Raw genomic sequence first — 18,040 nt, 5'->3', positions numbered from 1 at the left:
TATCAGATTTGACTTAAAAAGGAGCGAAGTGTGAGTGAAGTAAAGGTTGCATTCGACGGGCAGAGCCTCATCACGCCAGACTCTATTGCTGCAACGGTGTTTTCGACTTCAGTCGATGTCACTGATAAAGAGGTCGGTTTGGCACGTGCCGAAATGGCACTTCACCTTCGCATCGCCGAACAGCAGTTCGATCAAAAGACACCAGTTGGGCAGATCATGCTTCGGCTGCTGACGGGCCTTCACGAAGTTCGGAATCGTGTCGCACCGAAGGTGTGGGAGCAACTCATTCCGCTCGCACAAAACCATGCCATCGCACGCCACTTCCATGAAGATCCTTTTACCCGCTGGTCGTTTGAAAAGCCGCGTGGTTACTCGGGAGACGCCGGCCTGCTCGACTTCATCTACAATCATTCGTCGGTTCAGCCGATGCTGGAAGCGGCGAGCCCGATGGGCAAGGAGGTCCATGCCTTCACCAGTCAATCACCGGCCTGCGTTGCCGTCCGCGAACGCCGTGATCTACTGGCGCAGTTCGTTGACGACGTGGCGTCGTCCAGAGGCGGCGAAGCCGAGATTCTGACGATTGCTGCCGGCCATCTTCGCGAAGGCAGCATGTCTCAGGCGCTGAAGGACAAGACGATCAAGCGCTGGATTGCGCTCGATCAGGACCCGATGAGCGTCGGTGCCGTTGCGAGCGAATTCGCCGGTACTGCCGTTGAAGCCGTCAATGGCTCGGTACGGACGGTGCTGACCCGCGGTCAGAGCCTTGGTACCTTCGACTTCGTCTATGCAGCCGGCCTTTACGACTACCTGGCCGACGAAGTGGCGATCAAGCTGTCGCAGCGTTGCCTGCAGATGCTGAAGCCGAACGGCACCTTCCTCTTCGCCAACTTCTCGCGGGAGGTTCCGGACGACGGGTACATGGAAACCTTCATGAACTGGGCGCTTCTGCTGCGCTCGGAAGAAGACATGTGGCGCATCATGCGCGCCGCAACGGAAGGCCTTGATGTCGAGTGCTCGCTGCGCTTCGGCCAGAACAAGAACATTGTCTACGGCATCATCCGCAAGCTGTCCTAAGACGTGCAATACAAATTAAAAGCGGCGGGGCGAAAGTCCCGCCGTTTTTAATTTGGAGTATGCGTTATTCTTGTGCTTCCGGGGTAAAGCGCGTCCAGCCCTGGTTCATCAGATGCTCCTGCGGCTGAAATCGGGTCTTGTAACCCATCTTCTTTGAGCCCTTCACCCAGTAGCCGAGATAGACATGCGGCAGGCCGAGCGCCTTGGCGCGGCGGATGTGGTCGAGCACCATCATCGTGCCCAAAGACCGTTTTTCGAGTTCAGGGTTATAGAACGAATAGACCATCGATAGCCCGTCGCTCATAAGGTCCGACAGCGCGACTGCGATGAGTTCGCCACGCGGCTGGGCCGAGATCCCGTCGCCGGGGGTGCGCAGGCGATATTCGATGACCCGCGTCTGGACATGGCTGTCTTCGACCATGATCGCATAATCCAGCGCCGACATGTCCGACATGCCGCCGTTCTGGTGGCGGTGGTCGAGATAGCGGCGGAAGAGCGAGAACTGTTCGGTGGATGGCTGCGCCGGGTAGATGGTCGAGATGACGTCGCTGTTGACGCCCTCGATACGGCGGAAGCCCCGGCTGAGCTCGAATTCGTTGACCAGAACCCGCACGGACACGCAGGCCCGGCAAGATTCGCAAGCAGGTCTATAGGCGATGTTCTGGGATCGACGGAAACCACCCTGGGTCAGAAGATCGTTCATTTCGGTGGCACGCGGACCCACAAGATGGGTGAAGACCTTCCGCTCCAATTCTCCCGCCAGATACGGGCAAGGCGCTGGCGCCGTCAGGTAGAATTGCGGGGAGGGGGATGTCTGCGTGTTCATCTGCCGCCGAAGAGAATCCTTTAGCCAGTCCGGTTGAAGCTAGGATGGCGCAAGAATGAAAAAGGTCAACACTCCGGCTGAAAGGCCGGAGTGCATCGGAGGCGAAAAGCGCCGGGAAACTTAGTAGGTGCGCGCTGCGGCCGTTCCGAGCAACAGGTCATGGACCAGACGCGAGCGCTCGATGAACAGGCCGGCCAGCAGCACCAGCGGTGTCAGCACCGAGTTCAGGATCCAGAACAGGGCCAGATGCGCGATCGCGGTCACGAAGTCGATCTTGCGACCGTCGAGGCGGACCATGGCGATGCCCATCATCCGCATGCCCGGCGTCGCTTGCGAGGGACCTGCCAATGACATGCCGAAATAGAGGCCGGCGACCACGAAGAACAGGATCGGATAGAGCAGCCAGCCGAGGCCAAGCGTCAGCACGCCGAGGAAAAACACGACAACTGCCGCCGGGATCCACAGAAGGCCGATGAACAGATAGTCGACAAAGAAGGCAAAGACGCGCCGCGAGAGCACGCCGCTATAGGCACGCCAATCCTCCGGGGCGGCATAGGACGAGTTGCTATCGAGGCTCATGTCGGGCTCCTTGTTCGGTTGTGTTTCTGATATGGGGAGCCCGATGCCGAATACAATAATCCGTGAGGATCAGCCCTGCTTTGCGAGCTGACGGGCCACCTCAGGCGCAAAGTAGGTGAGGATGCCGTCGCAGCCGGCCCGCTTGAAACAGAGCAGCGTTTCGAGCATCGCCCGCTCGCCGTCGATCCAGCCATTCGCCGCCGCAGCCTTGATCTGGCTGTACTCTCCGGACACCTGATAGGCAAAGACCGGCAGGCCAAACGTGTCCTTGAGGCGCCAGCAGATGTCGAGATAGGGCAGGCCCGGCTTCACCATCAGCATGTCGGCACCTTCCTCGACGTCGAGGGCGGCGTCTCGCACGGCTTCCGTGCTGTTGGCCGGGTCGATGTAATAGGTCTTCTTGTCACCCTTCAGCAGCCCGCTGGTCGAGATCGCCTCGCGATAAGGACCGTAGTAGCAGGAGGCGAACTTGGTGGCATAGGACATAATGCCGACGTCCTGGTGCCCGGCGGCATCGAGGCCCCGGCGGATCGCGCCGATGCGGCCATCCATCATGTCGGAGGGCGCGATGATGTCGGAGCCGGCATCGGCCTGGGCAATTGCTGCGCGCACCAATTGGTCCACCGTCTCGTCATTAACGATCTCGCCATCGCGCAAAATGCCGTCATGGCCATGGCTGGTGAAGGGGTCGAGCGCCACATCGGTGATCACCCCGATGTTCGGAACCGCCTTCTTGATCGCCGCCGTCACCTGATTGAGGAGGTTGTTGCTCTTGAGGACTTCCGAGCCGGTCTGGTCGCGCAGTTCCATTTCGATATTCGGAAACGTCGCCAATGCCGGGATCCCGAGATCGGCGGCTTCCTTAGCCGCTTCAACGGCCTTGTCGACACTCATCCTGAAAACGCCGGGCATGGCAGCGATCGGGTCCATGATGTTCGATCCTGGCACAATGAAGATCGGCCAGATCAGGTCATTGACGGTCAGGCGGTTCTCCTGGACCATCCGGCGCTGCCAGTCGGCCTTGCGCAGGCGGCGCATGCGCCGGTGTCCGGTAACTGCGTCTACCAGATGTGTCTTGTCCGTCATTAGCCTGATCCTCGTCTGTGTTCCGGCTGCTGATTAGCACGATGGCGAAAGCTTGCAAAACGGAAGGCGGCGAAGACTCCCCGATCAAACCGTCGCAGCGGGCGAGCAAGATCAGCAGGGGAGGGCGCAAGCCCCAAGCTGGCGGAGACCTTGGCACAAGCCTATCCTCTGAGCCATGGAAGCTGATTCGACCAACACGCCCCTTCGCAGTCTGACGGAAGCCATTTTCGTCTTGTTTCTGCGCGTTGTGGCGCTCGCCTGCCTCTGGTTCGGCCTGCAATACTGGGCGCTGATCGTCGGATACAGCCATGACGGGCTTGGTCGCTTCGACCTTCTCTCCACACCCTGGCGTGTGGCGGCCACGGGCCTTGCCGTCGTCTTTCCGGTTGCAGCCCTGGGCCTCTGGCTCGCAGGCTCCTGGGGGCCGGTCATGTGGCTTCTTGCAGCCGGCGGGCAGATGCTGATGTTCACGGTGTGGCCGGATGTCTTCGGCTACAACACGCTCGCCGTCACCATGCATTCGGCTGTCTTCGTCGTCTATGTGGTATTCCGCCTGGCGTTGTGGCTCGAAGGGAGACACAAGCAGCAGGGTATAACGGTTGATTTACCCTGATCGCAGGAGAGGCTCTGGTAAGCCTCTGTTAAGCCTGCGTTTTAAATAGAATTTTATGCGCATTGGATACGGTCCTCACTAAGGCGGGAGAAAAACCAACACCGCCAAACAAAACAGTGAGGCAGACCGATATGAACACCAAGCTCAAGCCGCAGCCGGCCACTCTCGACCCGCAGGAAGAAGCGATCCGTTCGCTCTACCTCGAATCCCTCCACCTCGTCGAGCGTCTTCACCGCCGCCTTCTCGACGTCATCAAGGACGAGTTCGACCGCAAGGGTCGCTCCGACATCAACGCCGTCCAGGCACTCCTGCTCTTCAACATCGGCAATTCGGAACTGACCGCCGGTGAACTGCGCTCGCGCGGTTACTATCTGGGCTCGAACGTCTCCTACAACGTCAAGAAGCTTGTCGACCTCGGCTTCATCAACCACCAGCGCTCGCGCGTCGACCGTCGCTCGGTCCGCATCAGCCTGACGGATGCCGGCCAGGAGATCGCCGAAACCGTTGCCAAGCTCTATGAGCGCCACATCGGCTCGATCCAGAAGGTCGGCGGCATCGGCACTGACGAGTTCACCCAGATGAACAAGCTCCTGCAGCGTCTCGACCGCTTCTGGAACGACCAGATCCTGTATCGCCTCTGAGGCTTCATTAGACGACCTCCAAAGCGATCCACCGCTCGAAACCGGATGCTTCTCCCGAAGCGTCCGGTTTTCGCGTTCTGGCCCTCACGACACGTACCGGGGCCTACACACTCCCGTGACACAACCCCCTGGTGACACGAATTGGCCATATTGATATGGGACCGCCGGGAAGAGAAAAGGGGGCGTTTCGACAGCCTCCGATCGACCCCGCAGCGCACATTTCAGCCCTCGTGGCGGCGCTTTGTTAACCATGGCGCGATATGCGTTTGGTTCAGGTTCAGGATGAAACGGTAGGGAATATGTCCAAGAAGTCTGGAATTGTTGCTCTTTCGCGCCGCTCGCTGCTTCGCGGTGCGGCTGCCGCCGGTGCCGCGGCGATCGCCGGCCAGGCCGTGGCGCAGGACGCGATCAACGATCTCATCAACGCGCCGCGTCGTGGCAACTGGGACGACCAGTTCGATGCCCAGGCTTCTCGCACGGCTGCAGCCGTCGTGTCCAACACGCCGATCCTCAGCGCCAGCAATCTGATGTACATGCAGCAGGCGATCAGCCAGCACCAGACGATCGTCTCCAACGGTGGCTGGCCGACGATCAATGCACCGGCGGCCCTGCGCATCGGCGCCATGGATCCGGCCGTTCAGAGCCTCCGTCAGCGCCTGATGATTTCGGGCGACCTGCCGCGCGAAGCTGGCCTTTCGAATTCTTACGATTCCTACGTCGACGCTGCCGTCAAGCGCTTCCAGGCGCGCCATGGCCTGCCGGAAGACGGCGTGCTCGGCGAATTTACCGTCAAGGCGCTCAATGTCGGCGCCGATGTTCGCCTGAACCAGCTGAACACCAACCTCATCCGTCTGCAGTCCATGTCGGGCGACCTCGGCCGTCGTTATGTGATGGTCAACGTTCCCGGTGCCTCCGTCGAAGCCGTCGAAAATGATCGTGTGGCGCTGCGCAATACCGCCGTCGTCGGCCGCATCGATCGCCCGACCCACATGATCAATTCCAAGATCTACGAGGTCATCCTCAACCCGTACTGGACCGCACCGCGTTCGATCGTCGAAAAGGACATCGTACCGCTGATGCGCAAGGATCCGACCTACCTGACCCGCAACAGCATCCGCCTGTTCGACGGCAACGGCAACGAAGTGGCTCCGGAAACGGTTGACTGGAACGCCGCCAAGGCACCGAACCTGATGTTCCGTCAGGATCCGGGCAAGATCAACGCCATGGCATCCACCAAGATCAACTTCCACAACCCGAACAATGAATACATGCACGACACGCCCCAGCAGGGCCTGTTCAACAAGCTGATGCGCTTCGAATCTTCGGGCTGCATCCGCGTGCAGAACGTTCGCGACCTGGTTACCTGGCTGCTCCGCGACACCCCCGGCTGGTCGCGTCAGGAAATCGAGCGCGTCATCACGACCCGTCAGAACAATCCGATCAAGCTGGCCGAAGAAGTGCCGGTTTACATCGTCTACATCTCGGCCTGGTCGACGAACGACAACATCGTTCAGTTCCGTGACGACATCTATCAGAAGGACGGCGACGCCCAGCTGGCACTGCAGGCCAATATCGGCGTCGAGCAGTTCGCAGGCTCGGTCGAAGAAGATTTCGTCCCGCTGCAGTAAGCAGCCGCTTGCAGCCGAACCCCATCAAGCCGCGCCCCGTGCGCGGCTTTTTGCTTGGAGGCTGCGGCCATTCGCCCAAGCGCGCCAATTGATCCGCAAATGTCGTTCTCCGTATTGCTCTCGTGACTGCGGAAGTTTAAGACCCCACAGCATCAAACGCTTTTGAGGAGCCAGCGATCATGTCGAACAACGATGCCTTCTTTTCTCGTTCTCTCGCCGATGCAGATCCGGACATTTTCGGTGCGATCGAGAAGGAACTCGGTCGTCAACGTCACGAGATCGAGCTGATCGCTTCTGAAAATATCGTCTCACGCGCCGTGCTCGAAGCCCAGGGCTCGATCATGACGAACAAGTATGCGGAAGGCTATCCGGGCAAGCGCTATTACGGCGGCTGCCAGTTCGTCGACATCGCTGAAGAACTCGCGATCGAACGCGCCAAGAAGCTCTTCGGCGTCAACTTCGCCAACGTTCAGCCGAACTCCGGTAGCCAAATGAACCAGGCCGTCTTCCTGGCGCTGCTGCAGCCGGGCGACACCTTCATGGGCCTCGACCTGAACTCGGGCGGTCACCTGACCCACGGTTCGCCGGTCAACATGTCCGGCAAGTGGTTCAACGTCGTCTCCTACGGTGTGCGTGAAGACGACCACCAGCTGGACATGGAAGACGTTGCCAAGAAGGCCGAACAGCACAAGCCGAAGCTGATCATCGCCGGTGGCACCGCCTATTCCCGCACCTGGGATTGGAAGCGTTTCCGCGAGATCGCCGATTCGGTCGGCGCCTATCTCATGGTCGACATGGCCCATATTGCCGGTCTCGTTGCCGGTGGACAGCATCCGTCGCCGTTCCCGCATTGCCATGTGGCGACCTCGACGACCCATAAGTCGCTCCGTGGTCCGCGTGGCGGCATGATCCTCACGAACGACGAGGATCTGGCGAAGAAGTTCAACTCGGCCGTCTTCCCGGGTCTCCAGGGCGGCCCGCTGATGCATGTCATCGCCGCCAAGGCCGTTGCCTTCGGTGAAGCGCTGAAGCCGGAATTCAAGGACTATGCCGCTCAGGTCGTGAAGAACGCCAAAGTTCTGGCCGAGACGCTGATCAAGCACAATCTCGATATCGTCTCCGGCGGTACCGACAACCACCTGATGCTGGTCGACCTGCGCAAGAAGAACGCCACCGGCAAGCGTGCGGAAGCCGGCCTCGGCCGCGCCTACATCACCTGCAACAAGAACGGCATCCCCTTCGATCCGGAAAAGCCCTTCGTCACCTCCGGTATCCGCCTCGGCACGCCTGCCGGCACGACCCGCGGTTTCAAGGAAGCCGAATTCACCGAAATCGGCAACCTGATCGTCGAGGTTCTCGATGGTCTGAAGGTCGCTAACTCGGATGAAGGCAACGCTGCCGTCGAGGCTGCGGTGCGGGACAAGGTAGTGGCGCTGACGGACCGCTTCCCGATGTACCCTTACATGTAAGGCATTAGGCTGATGCGCTGCCCCTTCTGCGGATCGGATGAAACCCAGGTCAAGGACTCGCGACCGGCGGAGGATAACACCTCCATCCGCCGGCGGCGCATCTGTCCGGATTGCGGGGGGCGCTTCACCACCTTCGAACGCGTGCAGCTGCGTGAGCTGATGGTCTTGAAGAAGACCGGCCGCAAGGCGCCGTTCGATCGCGACAAGCTGGTGCGGTCCTTTCAGATCGCACTGCGCAAGCGCCCTGTCGATCCTGACCGTATAGAGCGTGCCGTGTCCGGTATCGTCCGCCGCCTCGAAAGCTCCGGCGAGACCGAAATCTCATCCGAAGAAATTGGCCTGCAGGTACTCGAAGCCCTGAAGACGCTCGATGACGTCGCCTTCGTGCGCTACGCTTCGGTCTACAGGGATTTCTCCCATGCCGAGGACTTCGAAAACGTGATCGCCGAGATCAACGCCAAGATCTCCCGCGACAGCACCGCGGACTGAGGCGTGTCGATCACCGCCCGTGACGAGAACTTCATGCGCGAGGCGATCGCGCTTTCCCTGACCCATGTCGGAAGAACCGGCCCCAATCCTTCTGTCGGCTGCCTGATCGTGAAAGATGGCGAAGTCGTCGGCCGCGGCGTGACGGCGCTTGGCGGTCGGCCGCATGCCGAACCGCAGGCGATTGCCGAGGCAGGTGAGAAGGCGAGAGGGGCGACGGCCTATGTCACCCTCGAGCCCTGTTCGCATCACGGCAAGACCCCACCTTGCGCCAATGCCATCGTTGCCTCGGGCATTGCCCGCGTTGTGGTCGCCGTCGCCGATCCTGACCCGCGGGTATCCGGCCGAGGCCTTAAGATCCTCGCCGACGCCGATATCGAAGTCACGATCGGGATTTTGCAGAAAGAGGCCCGCCGCGCCATGGGCGGCTACTTGACGCGCCAGACGAAGGGTCGTCCGCAAGTGACTCTCAAGCTTGCCGTTTCCGCCGATGGCATGCTCGGCCGCAAGGGTGCAGGACAGGTGGCGATCACCGGACGAGAAGCGCGGGAATCCGTTCATCGGTTGAGAGCAGAAAGCGACGCGATCCTGGTTGGGATCGGGACGGCACTTGCAGACGATCCGGAGTTAACGGTGCGCTTGCCGGGACTGGAGAGCACATCACCGCTCAGGGTCGTTCTCGATCGCAAGGCTGAATTGTCGCCAACCTCGAAGCTAGCGAAGAGCGCACAGACAGTGCCGGTGCTCGTCGCGGTCGCGCCGGGCTCAAAGGGCCATCGCGCAGAGCTTGCGGACATCGGGGTGGAAATCGTCGAAATCACCGGGGTCGAGGACCTGCTGGCCTTGCTCGCGCAGAGGGGCGTATCCTCCCTGATGGTGGAGGGCGGTGCGCGTGTCGCGTCTGACCTCTTGGGCCGGGGATTGGTCGATCGCATCCACCTCTATGACTCGTCGGTCACGATTGGCTCGGACGGCATCGCATCGCCGATTACCGCCGACCGCCTGCCCGCCGGCTTCGTCCGCGTGGACGAGCGGCAGGTGGGCGCTGACAGGCTGCAGATCTTCGATCGGCTGCCTGCCTCTGCCTGGATTTAGCGGAAGAACAGCAGGAAGATGATGATCAGGGGGATCGGTACGCCGATCAACCAGAGAAGTATGCCGCGGCCCATGGGGTGCCTCCAGGTCTGAATTGCGGGCAGCCTCCTGCAGGTGCCCTTCTGTATTTACAACACCGCGCAGCCTTCAAATGTTCCGCACCGACGAAAAAGCCCCGTGTCCGGAGACACGGGGCAAGGTGGGGGACAGGGAGGAGAGTTGGAGATCAGCGAACGTAGAACGTGACGCCGCCATCCGCGGCCTGTTCTGCGCCGACGATGTTGGTCAGCTCGACGGCCTGCGCCTGCAGCTTCTGAGCGAGCGGGCGATTGGCGATGACAGAGGCCTGGACGAGCCTTGCTTCCTGGGAGGTGGGGGCGAGGCTTCCGAAGCGTTCATTGGCGGCGTCATGGGTCTTCAGCGAGTCAATGCGCACGACATTGAAGTCCATGGGCGCCATCGTCTGGATCGTGCTTTCGATCTTGCTGTCGGGCATGGCGCCGGCGGCTGGCATGGCGGCGTAGCTTTCAGCACCAAAGGCGATGGCGGACAGTGCGGATGCGCTGAAGATGGTTGCAAAGCGATTCATGGTCCTGGTCCTTTCGAGGATGTTTGCGATGGCGGGGGATTCCGTCGCTCGCTTGCAACACTGAAGGTGGGATCGATTTGTGGCGGGATCCAGGCCTTAAAGGTCTGATTTCCATTAAACATTTGTCACGTAACTCGCCCGATTTCGGTCAATATTAGCGAGCTTGGAACAAGGGTCTGGTGACAGTGGGCTTGAAGCCAGGCCAAGCCGCCCGACCGGCGCATCCCCGCCCCGACGCAAAAACACTTGCCTTCCTCGATATGGCGTGGTTTGACCGCGTTTCTGTTCGGCCAGCGGCCGCAATCACATTTCAAGATCGGATCGGACCCATGGGAAACAAGACGGCTTCGCCGCATTTGCTGATCGTCGAGGCACGCTTCTACGACGACATGTCTGACGCCCTTCTGGACGGTGCCAAGCACGCACTCGAAGAGGTCGGCGCGACCTTCGACCTCATCACCGTTCCTGGCGCGCTCGAAATCCCGCCGGCGATCGCCATGGCGCTCGATGCCATGGACGACGAAGGCACACATTATGACGGCTTCATCGCGCTTGGCATGGTCATCCGCGGCGAGACCTATCACTTCGACATCGTCGCCAACGAATCCTCGCGTGCCCTGATGGATCTTGCCGTCTCGGAATCGCTGGCAATCGGCAACGGCATCATGACCGTCGAAAATGACGAGCAGGCCTGGGCGCGCGTCAAGCGCAGCGAGAAGGACAAGGGCGGCTTTGCGGCCCGTGCAGCACTCTCGATGATCGAACTGAAGAAGAAACTGGGTGGCTGAGTGATGTCGGACGAAGGCAAGCATCCAGTAAAACCGGCCAACCAGCGCGGCGCAGCGCGCCTCGCGGCCGTACAGGCTCTCTACCAGATGGATATCGCAGGCTCCGGCGTCCTCGAAGTGGTGGCGGAATACGAGGCGCATCGCCTCGGCCAGGAAGTCGATGGCGAAACCTATCTGAAGGCGGACGCCTCCTGGTTCCGCTCGATCGTCGCCGGTGTCGTGCGCGACCAAGCCAAGATCGACCCGATGATCCGCGGCGCGCTTCAGGACGACTGGTCCCTGTCGCGCATGGACAGCACGGTCCGCGCTATTCTGCGTGCCGGCACGTTCGAATTGATCGAGCGCAAGGATGTGCCAATCGCCGTTATTGTAACGGAGTATGTCGAGATCGCTCAGGCCTTCTTCCAGGACGACGAGCCGAAGCTGGTCAACGCCGTTCTCGACCGCATTGCAAAGCAGGTTCGCGCCCCGGCGCAGAAATAGGAATAGGCAGATGGACGCGACGACGGGAGCAGGGCTGGACGGACAACTTTCGACAGCCAAGCGTAACGTCGGTCTGCTCGCAGTGGCCCAGGCGATCCTGGGCTCTGCACCACCTCTCGCCTTCGCGGTCGGCGGCCTCGCCGGCTTCCAGATGCTCGGCGCCGACAAGTCGCTGGCGACGGCACCCTTGACCGGCTTCAACGTTGGCGTGGCCGTGGGCGCAATCGTGGTGGCTGCGGCCTCCCGTGTTCTCGGCCGCCGCGAGAGCTTCATGGTCGGTGCGCTGATGGGCGCGCTCGGCAGCGCGCTCGCCGCTTTCTCCCTCATCCAGTCCAACTTCTGGCTCTTTGCCTTCTCGCTGCTGCTCATGGGCGTGTCCGGCGGCTTCACCCAGAAGATCCGCTTCGCCGCCGCCGATGCGTCGCCCAGTTTCTACAAGGGCAAGGCAATCTCCTGGATCCTCGCGGCCGGCATCATCTCCGCCATCGCAGGCCCGCAGATCGCGATCTGGTTGAAAGATGCGCTGGCGCCCGTGACCTTCGCCGGTGCCTTCCTCGGCATGGTGCCGCTGCTGCTCTGTGCGATTGCCGTCCTCTTCTTTCTGAAGCTGCCGACGATCGCCGAGAAGAAGGCGGAAGCGAGTGGACCGACGCGGCCGCTCAGCGAAATTGTCATGACCCAGCGCTTCACGACCGGCATGATCTGCGGCATCAGCTCCTATGCCCTGATGACCTTCATGATGACCGGCGCCCCGCTCGCCATGGTCATCGGTTGCGGCTTCTCCTCGGAACTCGCAACGCTCGGCATCCAGTGGCATGTGATTGCCATGTTCGCCCCCAGCTTCTTCACCGGCGTTCTGATCACCCGCTTCGGCGCTGAAAAGGTGGTTGCCGCCGGCCTGCTGATCCTGATGTCCTGCGCCGTGGTTGCCCATTGGGGCATTGCGCTCTGGAATTTCTGGGGCGCGCTCGTTCTGCTCGGCATAGGCTGGAACTTCGGCTTCATCGGCGCGACAGCCATTGTGGCTTCGAGCTATCGCCCCGCAGAAGCCGACAAGGTGCAGGGTTTCCACGACATCATCCTGTTCTCGACGGTCGCTCTTTCGTCCTTCTCCTCGGGCAAGGTTTTCACGGCTTTTGGCTGGTCGGTGATGAATCTGGTCATCTGGCCGGTGACAATCCTCTGCCTGATCCTGGTGCTTCTCCAGCTCCGTGCAGCCGCCCGCAAACCCGCCTGAGTTCCCGCCATCCTGCAAAATATGCGTACTTGACGCCGTGAAAAGCGCGACGCAATCTCGCCACGCGTTGACGAGGTCTCGGAGGAGGGGGCCTGAGTCTGCGAGTCACGGCCCGCGATGAGTGAGGCGCGGGCAATACGGGAGGGTATTGCGAATGACGGTTCTTCTAGGCGTAATTTTATGCGGGCTTCTGTCCGTGGTCTACGCGGTCTGGGCGACGCGCTCGGTGCTGGCGGCGGACCAGGGCAATGCCCGAATGCAGGAAATTGCAGGCTATATTCGCGAGGGTGCTCAGGCTTACCTCACTCGGCAATACCTGAACATCGCGATTGTCGGCGCCGTCGTTTTTGCCGGCACATGGTTTCTTCTGTCCGGCACGGCCGCAATCGGCTTCCTGATCGGCGCCGTGCTTTCGGGTGCCGCCGGCTTCATCGGTATGCATGTCTCGGTCCGTGCCAATGTGCGCACGGCGCAAGCCGCGTCCCATAGCCTCGCCGCCGGCCTCGACATCGCCTTCAAGTCCGGCGCCATCACCGGCATGCTGGTTGCAGGCCTCGCCCTGCTCGGCGTCTCCATCTACTTCTACATCCTGACCGCGATCCTGGGGCACGAAAGCGGCTCACGTGAAGTCATCGATGCGCTGGTTGCGCTCGGCTTCGGTGCTTCGCTGATCTCGATCTTCGCTCGTCTCGGCGGCGGTATCTTCACCAAGGGCGCTGACGTTGGTGGGGACCTCGTCGGCAAGGTGGAAGCCGGTATTCCGGAAGATGATCCGCGCAACCCGGCCACCATTGCTGATAACGTCGGCGATAACGTCGGCGATTGCGCCGGCATGGCAGCCGACCTGTTCGAAACCTATGCTGTCTCCGTGGTCGCTACCATGGTTCTGGCCGCGATCTTCTTTGCGGGTTCGGCCGTCCTCGACATCACGATGATCTACCCGCTCGCGATCTGCGGTGCCTGCATCATCACCTCGATCATCGGCACTTTCTTCGTCAAGCTGGGCACCAGCGGGTCGATCATGGGCGCGCTCTACAAGGGCCTGATCGTCACCGGCCTTCTGTCCGTGGCTGGCCTGGCACTCGCCACATCGCTCACCATCGGCTGGGGCACGATCGGCACGGTTGCCGGCATGGAGATCACCGGCGTCAACCTGTTCATCTGCGGCATTCTAGGCCTCGTGGTGACCGCGCTCATCGTCGTGATCACCGAATACTACACCGGCACCAACAAGCGCCCGGTCAATTCGATCGCCCAGGCATCGGTCACCGGCCACGGCACCAACGTTATCCAGGGTCTTGCCGTCTCGCTGGAATCGACGGCCCTTCCGGCCATCGTCATCGTCGGCGGCATCATCTCGACCTACCAGCTCGCTGGCCTTTTCGGCACTGCAATCGCGGTCACCACCATGCTCGGCCTCGCCGGCATGATCGTGGCACTCGATGCTTTCGGTCCGGTCACGGACAATGCCGGCGGCATCGCCGAAATGTCCCACCTGCCGCCGGAAGTGCGCAAGTCGACCGACGCGCTCGACGCCGTCGGCAACACCACCAAGGCCGTCACCAAGGGCTACGCGATCGGGTCGGCCGGTCTTGGTGCACTCGTGCTCTTCGCCGCCTATTCCAACGACCTGGCCTACTTCGCCGCAAACAGCGCCCAGTATCCTTACTTTGCCGACATGGGGCCGATCTCCTTCGATCTCTCCAACCCCTATGTCGTTGCTGGTCTGATCTTCGGCGGCCTGATCCCATACCTCTTCGGCGGTATCGCCATGACGGCCGTTGGTCGTGCGGCGGGTTCTATCGTCGAGGAAGTCCGCCGGCAGTTCCGCGAAAAGCCGGGCATCATGCAGGGCACGGAAAAGCCGGACTATGGCCGGGCGGTCGACATCCTGACCCGCGCTGCGATCAAGGAAATGATCATTCCCTCGCTGCTGCCGGTTCTGGCACCTCTGGTGGTCTATTTCGGCGTACTCCTGATCTCTGGCTCCAAGGCGTCCGCCTTTGCAGCCCTCGGCGCCTCGCTGCTCGGCGTCATTGTCAACGGCCTCTTCGTTGCCATTTCGATGACCTCCGGCGGTGGTGCCTGGGACAATGCCAAGAAGAGCTTCGAAGACGGCTTCATCGACAAGGATGGCGTGAAGCATCTGAAGGGTTCGGACGCGCACAAGGCCTCCGTCACCGGCGACACCGTTGGTGACCCTTATAAGGATACGGCGGGTCCGGCTGTGAACCCTGCCATCAAGATCACCAATATCGTGGCGCTCCTGCTTCTGGCTGTTCTGGCCGGTTGAGGCATCACGCAAAGAAAAAGACCGCGGAAGGCAACTTCCGCGGTCTTTTCATGTCTGGATCCCGGTGGACGGCAGGGTCCCCGAGGTGAGGCGGCCTTACTGGCCGCCGAGAATGTTGCGGACGCTGTTGGCCGCACCGCCGCCGCCAGCAAGCAGCTGCTGCAGGAAGGTGAGGTCGCGACCACCGGTCGGGGTGGTGCGGGAAATCGTGTCGAACACCTTGCCGTCCTGCAGGGTGTAGTTGGCGCGCTGCGTGACAACGCCGTCCTTGTCGAAATAGATCGCGAGGATCTGCTGGTCGACCAGACGCTGTTTCATGAAGGCGACGGTCCGGGTGCGCTTCTGGGAGATGTAGTAGAACACCTCACCGTCGAAGGTCGCCGTGGTCGACGGCGTGCCGAGCGAGAGCAGCACCTGCTCGCGGCTGGAGCCGACCGGAACGAGGTCGAGCGCTGCCTGATCGACGACATAGCCGTTATGGAAGACCTCGGAGGTCTGGCAGGCGGAAAGGCCGACGATGACGGCAACCGCAAGAGCGGTCGTGCTCAGGAGCTTCCTGTCCGACTTGAAAATCCGAATGTCCACGCAAACGTCTCCCATGAGTGTCGATGGCACCTGCCGATGCCGCATGCTTCTGCGCATAGCATTGTGGCCTTTCCGGGGAAAGCTGCCGCAATGTCTGCGCTGCCGATTTGCCGGTCAATCTGCCGCAGGATGCGGCATTCGTGCCGGATAACGGCATTGCAATTCACGCCTGCTTCGGTAAACCAGCTTTCGCAATCATGCAACACGACCACGTCCGGGCTCACCACTTCGGTCGGCTCTTTTTGGTGATATTGGATGGTATTCGGCTTCTTTCGGCAGAAAAGAAACAATCAGGTGATCGTCGAGCGTCAGTATGGCGCGCTGACGGCGGCTGCGCGCACGCCCGCCTTCTATCTCGACATGCATGTGCCCGACACAGTGATCGGCCGCTTCGAGATGCTGACGATCATGCTGATTCTGTATTTCCGCCGCACCGCGAAATCTCCGCGCAGCGGCCAGGAGATCGCCCAGAACATTATCGATGCCTTTTTCGAGGATGTGGATCACTCCATTCGCGAGCTGGGCGTCGGCGATCCCGGTGTGCCGAAGCGCATGAAAAAGCTGGCTGGCATGTATTACGGTCGCCTGGAATCCTATGCCGGCGCCTTGGACCGAAATGACCGAGAGGCGCTCGAAGCCGCGCTGAAGCGCAACATCCATCCTGAAGAAGGGGAGGCGGCACCCTCCATGCAGGCGCTGGCCGACTGGATGTTTGCGGCTGAACAGGCGCTTGGCGCCGTGGATGAAAATGACATCGAGACGGGCATGGCCCGCATTGCCGTCCCGGCTGCCTGATCGGCGTCGGTCGCCTCAGGGCGCAGACGCATCAGGCCCGATGGCAAAACGAGGAACAGACGACATGACGAGCAAAGAAACCAGAGACAGCCGCGAGTTCAGCTATCTCGTGAAGGTCGGCCATATCTCGGCCAATCCTGTGCGGGTGCGTGTGGAGGCCGACGAGCGTGAACGGGCGGGCCTGGCCGACCTGTGGCGGGTGGAAGCCGTCAACAAGCTCTCTGCGGATCTGCAGGTCGCCCGCTGGAAAAAGGACGGCGTCCGGATCACGGGGCGTGTGTCCGGTGAATTGGTCCAGGCATGCGTCGTGACGCTGGAACCTGTCGTCTCGCATATCGACCAGGAGATCGACCAGATCTTCGTGCCGGAGGGCTCCAAGCTTGCGCGCATCGTGCTCGACGGCGCCGGTGAGATGGTGCTCGATCCTGACGGTCCGGACCTTCCCGAACAGTTCACCGGTGACACGATCGATGCGGGCGCCCTGATCGCTGAATTTGCCGCCCTCGACATCGATCCATACCCGAAGAAGGAAGGCGTCACCTTCTCCGGGCATATCGAAAGCAAGGCCGAAGAGGACAAGAAACCGTCCCCCTTTGCTGTCCTGAAGGACTGGAAAAAGGATTGATCATCCCCCATCTGCACCTGCGGGTGGGTTGTATGCCGAATGAAAAGCGGTATTTTGGCCGAAAATATCGCTGGCCAGCGATGAAGAAGGGTCAGGTCTAAGTGATCAGAATTTCTGTCGACGTCATGGGTGGAGACTTCGGTCCCGAAGTCGTCATCCCCGGAGCTGCCAAGGCACTCGAGCGTCATCCCGATGTAACCTTCCTTCTCTACGGCCAGCAGGAACGCTGCCTGCCGATCCTTGCGCAGTTTCCGAAGCTCAAGGAAAAGTCGACCTTCCACCACTGCGACATCTCCGTCACCATGGACGAGAAGCCGAGCCAGGCCCTGCGTCGTGGCCGCTACGTGTCCAGCATGTGGCGTTCGATCGAGGCGGTGAAGACGGGGCAGGCGGATGTTGCCGTCTCTGCCGGCAATACCGGCGCGCTGATGGCCATGGCCAAGTTCTGCCTGCGCACGATGGCGACCATCGAGCGCCCGGCGATCGCGGCGATCTGGCCGACGCTCTCAGGTGAAAGCATCGTGCTCGACGTTGGCGCCGGCATCGGTGCCGATGCCCAGCAATTGCTCGATTTCGCCGTTATGGGTGGCGCCATGGCACGCGCCCTGTTTGAAATCGAAAAGCCCATGGTCGGCCTGCTCAATGTCGGCGTCGAAGAGATCAAGGGTCAGGAAGAGGTGAAAGAAGCCGGTCGCCTGATCCGCGAAGCGGGTCTCGACACGATCGACTACTATGGCTTTGTCGAGGGCGATGACCTCGGCAAGGGCACCGTTGATGTCGTGGTGACTGAAGGCTTTACCGGCAATATTGCCCTGAAGACCGCGGAAGGCACCGCCAAGCAGATCGCGGAATACCTGCGGGCGGCCATGTCGCGCACCTGGATGGCCAAGCTCGGCTACATCCTCGCCAAGGGCGCCTTTGATCGCCTGCGCGAGAAGATGGACCCGCGCAAGGTCAACGGCGGCGTGTTCCTCGGCCTGAATGGCATCGTCATCAAGAGCCATGGCGGCACGGATGCCGAGGGCTTTGCGGCCGCTCTCGATGTGGGCTATGACATGGCTCGAAACGGTCTCACCCAGAAGATCGAAAACGACTTGAAAAAATATCACGCGCGGCACCCGTCTCCGGCCGGCCCCGAAGCGGCGTGA

At 61.1% G+C, this 18,040-nt stretch carries 19 protein-coding genes; 14 read left to right on the top strand and 5 right to left on the bottom strand.

Going from position 1 to position 18,040, the window contains the following annotated elements:
• The first annotated feature begins 30 nt into the window (after window positions 1–30).
• The gene (locus C0V73_RS17775; RefSeq protein ID WP_102021351.1) at window positions 31–1,074 is read left to right on the top strand and encodes a class I SAM-dependent methyltransferase; all 1,044 of its coding nucleotides are present in this window, start codon (window positions 31–33) and stop codon (window positions 1,072–1,074) included.
• 64 nt (window positions 1,075–1,138) lie between these two features.
• On the opposite strand, the gene C0V73_RS17770 is transcribed toward C0V73_RS17775, so the two are convergent.
• The 3 genes from C0V73_RS17770 to hemB form a co-directional block, all read right to left on the bottom strand.
• Entirely contained in the window at window positions 1,139–1,900 is a 762-nt protein-coding gene (locus C0V73_RS17770; protein WP_102021350.1) for an arginyltransferase, read from the bottom strand.
• 120 nt (window positions 1,901–2,020) lie between these two features.
• Window positions 2,021–2,479 carry an RDD family protein gene (locus C0V73_RS17765; RefSeq protein WP_102021349.1) on the bottom strand — a complete coding sequence of 153 codons (459 nt, stop codon included), beginning with the start codon at window positions 2,477–2,479 and terminating at the stop codon, window positions 2,021–2,023.
• Between the two features lie 69 nt (window positions 2,480–2,548).
• Window positions 2,549–3,565, bottom strand: coding sequence for a porphobilinogen synthase (gene hemB / locus C0V73_RS17760; RefSeq protein WP_102021348.1), 1,017 nt, complete (start codon window positions 3,563–3,565; stop codon window positions 2,549–2,551).
• 175 nt (window positions 3,566–3,740) lie between these two features.
• Here hemB and C0V73_RS17755 point away from each other — a divergent pair, with 175 nt between their 5' ends.
• From C0V73_RS17755 to ribD, 6 genes are all read left to right on the top strand, one after another.
• Window positions 3,741–4,178: a DUF6163 family protein gene (locus C0V73_RS17755; protein WP_102021347.1), complete on the top strand. Its 438-nt coding sequence runs from the start codon at window positions 3,741–3,743 to the stop codon at window positions 4,176–4,178.
• Between the two features lie 131 nt (window positions 4,179–4,309).
• Window positions 4,310–4,819, top strand: coding sequence for a MarR family winged helix-turn-helix transcriptional regulator (locus C0V73_RS17750; RefSeq protein WP_102021346.1), 510 nt, complete (start codon window positions 4,310–4,312; stop codon window positions 4,817–4,819).
• A 299-nt stretch (window positions 4,820–5,118) separates the two neighbouring features.
• Complete coding sequence (locus tag C0V73_RS17745) at window positions 5,119–6,447, top strand: L,D-transpeptidase family protein (protein ID WP_102021345.1); 1,329 nt, start codon at window positions 5,119–5,121, stop codon at window positions 6,445–6,447.
• Between the two features lie 179 nt (window positions 6,448–6,626).
• A complete protein-coding gene (gene glyA / locus C0V73_RS17740; protein WP_102021344.1) occupies window positions 6,627–7,916 on the top strand; it encodes a serine hydroxymethyltransferase in 1,290 nt (429 codons plus the stop codon).
• 12 nt (window positions 7,917–7,928) lie between these two features.
• Entirely contained in the window at window positions 7,929–8,405 is a 477-nt protein-coding gene (gene nrdR, locus C0V73_RS17735; RefSeq protein WP_102021343.1) for a transcriptional regulator NrdR, read from the top strand.
• A gap of 3 nt (window positions 8,406–8,408) precedes the next feature.
• Window positions 8,409–9,497, top strand: a complete 1,089-nt coding sequence (gene ribD / locus C0V73_RS17730; protein WP_245408017.1) for a bifunctional diaminohydroxyphosphoribosylaminopyrimidine deaminase/5-amino-6-(5-phosphoribosylamino)uracil reductase RibD — start codon at window positions 8,409–8,411, stop codon at window positions 9,495–9,497.
• 226 nt (window positions 9,498–9,723) lie between these two features.
• Here the strand turns inward: ribD and C0V73_RS17725 are convergent, their stop codons facing one another.
• Complete coding sequence (locus C0V73_RS17725; RefSeq protein WP_102021341.1) at window positions 9,724–10,086, bottom strand: hypothetical protein; 363 nt, start codon at window positions 10,084–10,086, stop codon at window positions 9,724–9,726.
• Window positions 10,087–10,415: 329 nt separating this feature from the next.
• On the opposite strand from C0V73_RS17725, the gene ribH reads away from it, so the two are divergent.
• The 4 genes from ribH to C0V73_RS17705 all read left to right on the top strand — a co-directional run bounded on the left by ribH (window position 10,416) and on the right by C0V73_RS17705 (window position 14,887).
• Window positions 10,416–10,874: a 6,7-dimethyl-8-ribityllumazine synthase gene (gene ribH, locus C0V73_RS17720; RefSeq protein WP_102021340.1), complete on the top strand. Its 459-nt coding sequence runs from the start codon at window positions 10,416–10,418 to the stop codon at window positions 10,872–10,874.
• Window positions 10,875–11,357: a transcription antitermination factor NusB gene (nusB, locus tag C0V73_RS17715; RefSeq protein WP_102021339.1), complete on the top strand. Its 483-nt coding sequence runs from the start codon at window positions 10,875–10,877 to the stop codon at window positions 11,355–11,357. It begins immediately after the preceding gene.
• A 10-nt stretch (window positions 11,358–11,367) separates the two neighbouring features.
• The gene (locus C0V73_RS17710; protein ID WP_102021338.1) at window positions 11,368–12,594 is read left to right on the top strand and encodes an MFS transporter; all 1,227 of its coding nucleotides are present in this window, start codon (window positions 11,368–11,370) and stop codon (window positions 12,592–12,594) included.
• A gap of 154 nt (window positions 12,595–12,748) precedes the next feature.
• Window positions 12,749–14,887, top strand: coding sequence for a sodium-translocating pyrophosphatase (locus tag C0V73_RS17705; RefSeq protein WP_102021337.1), 2,139 nt, complete (start codon window positions 12,749–12,751; stop codon window positions 14,885–14,887).
• A gap of 96 nt (window positions 14,888–14,983) precedes the next feature.
• Here C0V73_RS17705 and C0V73_RS17700 read toward each other — a convergent pair whose 3' ends face one another.
• Window positions 14,984–15,487 carry an outer membrane protein assembly factor BamE gene (locus tag C0V73_RS17700; RefSeq protein ID WP_102021704.1) on the bottom strand — a complete coding sequence of 168 codons (504 nt, stop codon included), beginning with the start codon at window positions 15,485–15,487 and terminating at the stop codon, window positions 14,984–14,986.
• Between the two features lie 240 nt (window positions 15,488–15,727).
• Here C0V73_RS17700 and C0V73_RS17695 point away from each other — a divergent pair, with 240 nt between their 5' ends.
• From C0V73_RS17695 to plsX, 3 genes are all read left to right on the top strand, one after another.
• On the top strand, window positions 15,728–16,267 hold the full coding sequence (locus tag C0V73_RS17695) for a ubiquinol-cytochrome C chaperone family protein (protein WP_102021336.1): 540 nt from the start codon (window positions 15,728–15,730) through the stop codon (window positions 16,265–16,267).
• Between the two features lie 64 nt (window positions 16,268–16,331).
• Window positions 16,332–16,892: a DUF177 domain-containing protein gene (locus tag C0V73_RS17690; RefSeq protein ID WP_102021335.1), complete on the top strand. Its 561-nt coding sequence runs from the start codon at window positions 16,332–16,334 to the stop codon at window positions 16,890–16,892.
• Window positions 16,893–16,993: 101 nt separating this feature from the next.
• Complete coding sequence (gene plsX, locus C0V73_RS17685; protein WP_102021334.1) at window positions 16,994–18,040, top strand: phosphate acyltransferase PlsX; 1,047 nt, start codon at window positions 16,994–16,996, stop codon at window positions 18,038–18,040.

The organism is Rhizobium sp. TH135 (assembly GCF_002855515.1).
Taxonomy (GTDB): Bacteria; Pseudomonadota; Alphaproteobacteria; order Rhizobiales; family Rhizobiaceae; genus Allorhizobium.
This window is presented reverse-complemented; position numbering and strand designations above follow the sequence as displayed.

Coding starts and splice junctions, on each gene's coding strand:
- C0V73_RS17710 (WP_102021338.1), top strand. CDS start 11,368: ATGGACGCGACGACGGGAGCAGGGCTGGACGGACAACTTTCGACAGCC.
- hemB (WP_102021348.1), bottom strand. CDS start 3,565: ATGACGGACAAGACACATCTGGTAGACGCAGTTACCGGACACCGGCGC.
- C0V73_RS17690 (WP_102021335.1), top strand. CDS start 16,332: ATGACGAGCAAAGAAACCAGAGACAGCCGCGAGTTCAGCTATCTCGTG.
- C0V73_RS17765 (WP_102021349.1), bottom strand. CDS start 2,479: ATGAGCCTCGATAGCAACTCGTCCTATGCCGCCCCGGAGGATTGGCGT.
- C0V73_RS17750 (WP_102021346.1), top strand. CDS start 4,310: ATGAACACCAAGCTCAAGCCGCAGCCGGCCACTCTCGACCCGCAGGAA.
- glyA (WP_102021344.1), top strand. CDS start 6,627: ATGTCGAACAACGATGCCTTCTTTTCTCGTTCTCTCGCCGATGCAGAT.
- C0V73_RS17700 (WP_102021704.1), bottom strand. CDS start 15,487: ATGGGAGACGTTTGCGTGGACATTCGGATTTTCAAGTCGGACAGGAAG.
- nrdR (WP_102021343.1), top strand. CDS start 7,929: ATGCGCTGCCCCTTCTGCGGATCGGATGAAACCCAGGTCAAGGACTCG.
- C0V73_RS17695 (WP_102021336.1), top strand. CDS start 15,728: ATGGTATTCGGCTTCTTTCGGCAGAAAAGAAACAATCAGGTGATCGTC.
- C0V73_RS17755 (WP_102021347.1), top strand. CDS start 3,741: ATGGAAGCTGATTCGACCAACACGCCCCTTCGCAGTCTGACGGAAGCC.
- C0V73_RS17705 (WP_102021337.1), top strand. CDS start 12,749: ATGACGGTTCTTCTAGGCGTAATTTTATGCGGGCTTCTGTCCGTGGTC.
- C0V73_RS17745 (WP_102021345.1), top strand. CDS start 5,119: ATGTCCAAGAAGTCTGGAATTGTTGCTCTTTCGCGCCGCTCGCTGCTT.
- ribH (WP_102021340.1), top strand. CDS start 10,416: ATGGGAAACAAGACGGCTTCGCCGCATTTGCTGATCGTCGAGGCACGC.
- C0V73_RS17725 (WP_102021341.1), bottom strand. CDS start 10,086: ATGAATCGCTTTGCAACCATCTTCAGCGCATCCGCACTGTCCGCCATC.
- C0V73_RS17770 (WP_102021350.1), bottom strand. CDS start 1,900: ATGAACACGCAGACATCCCCCTCCCCGCAATTCTACCTGACGGCGCCA.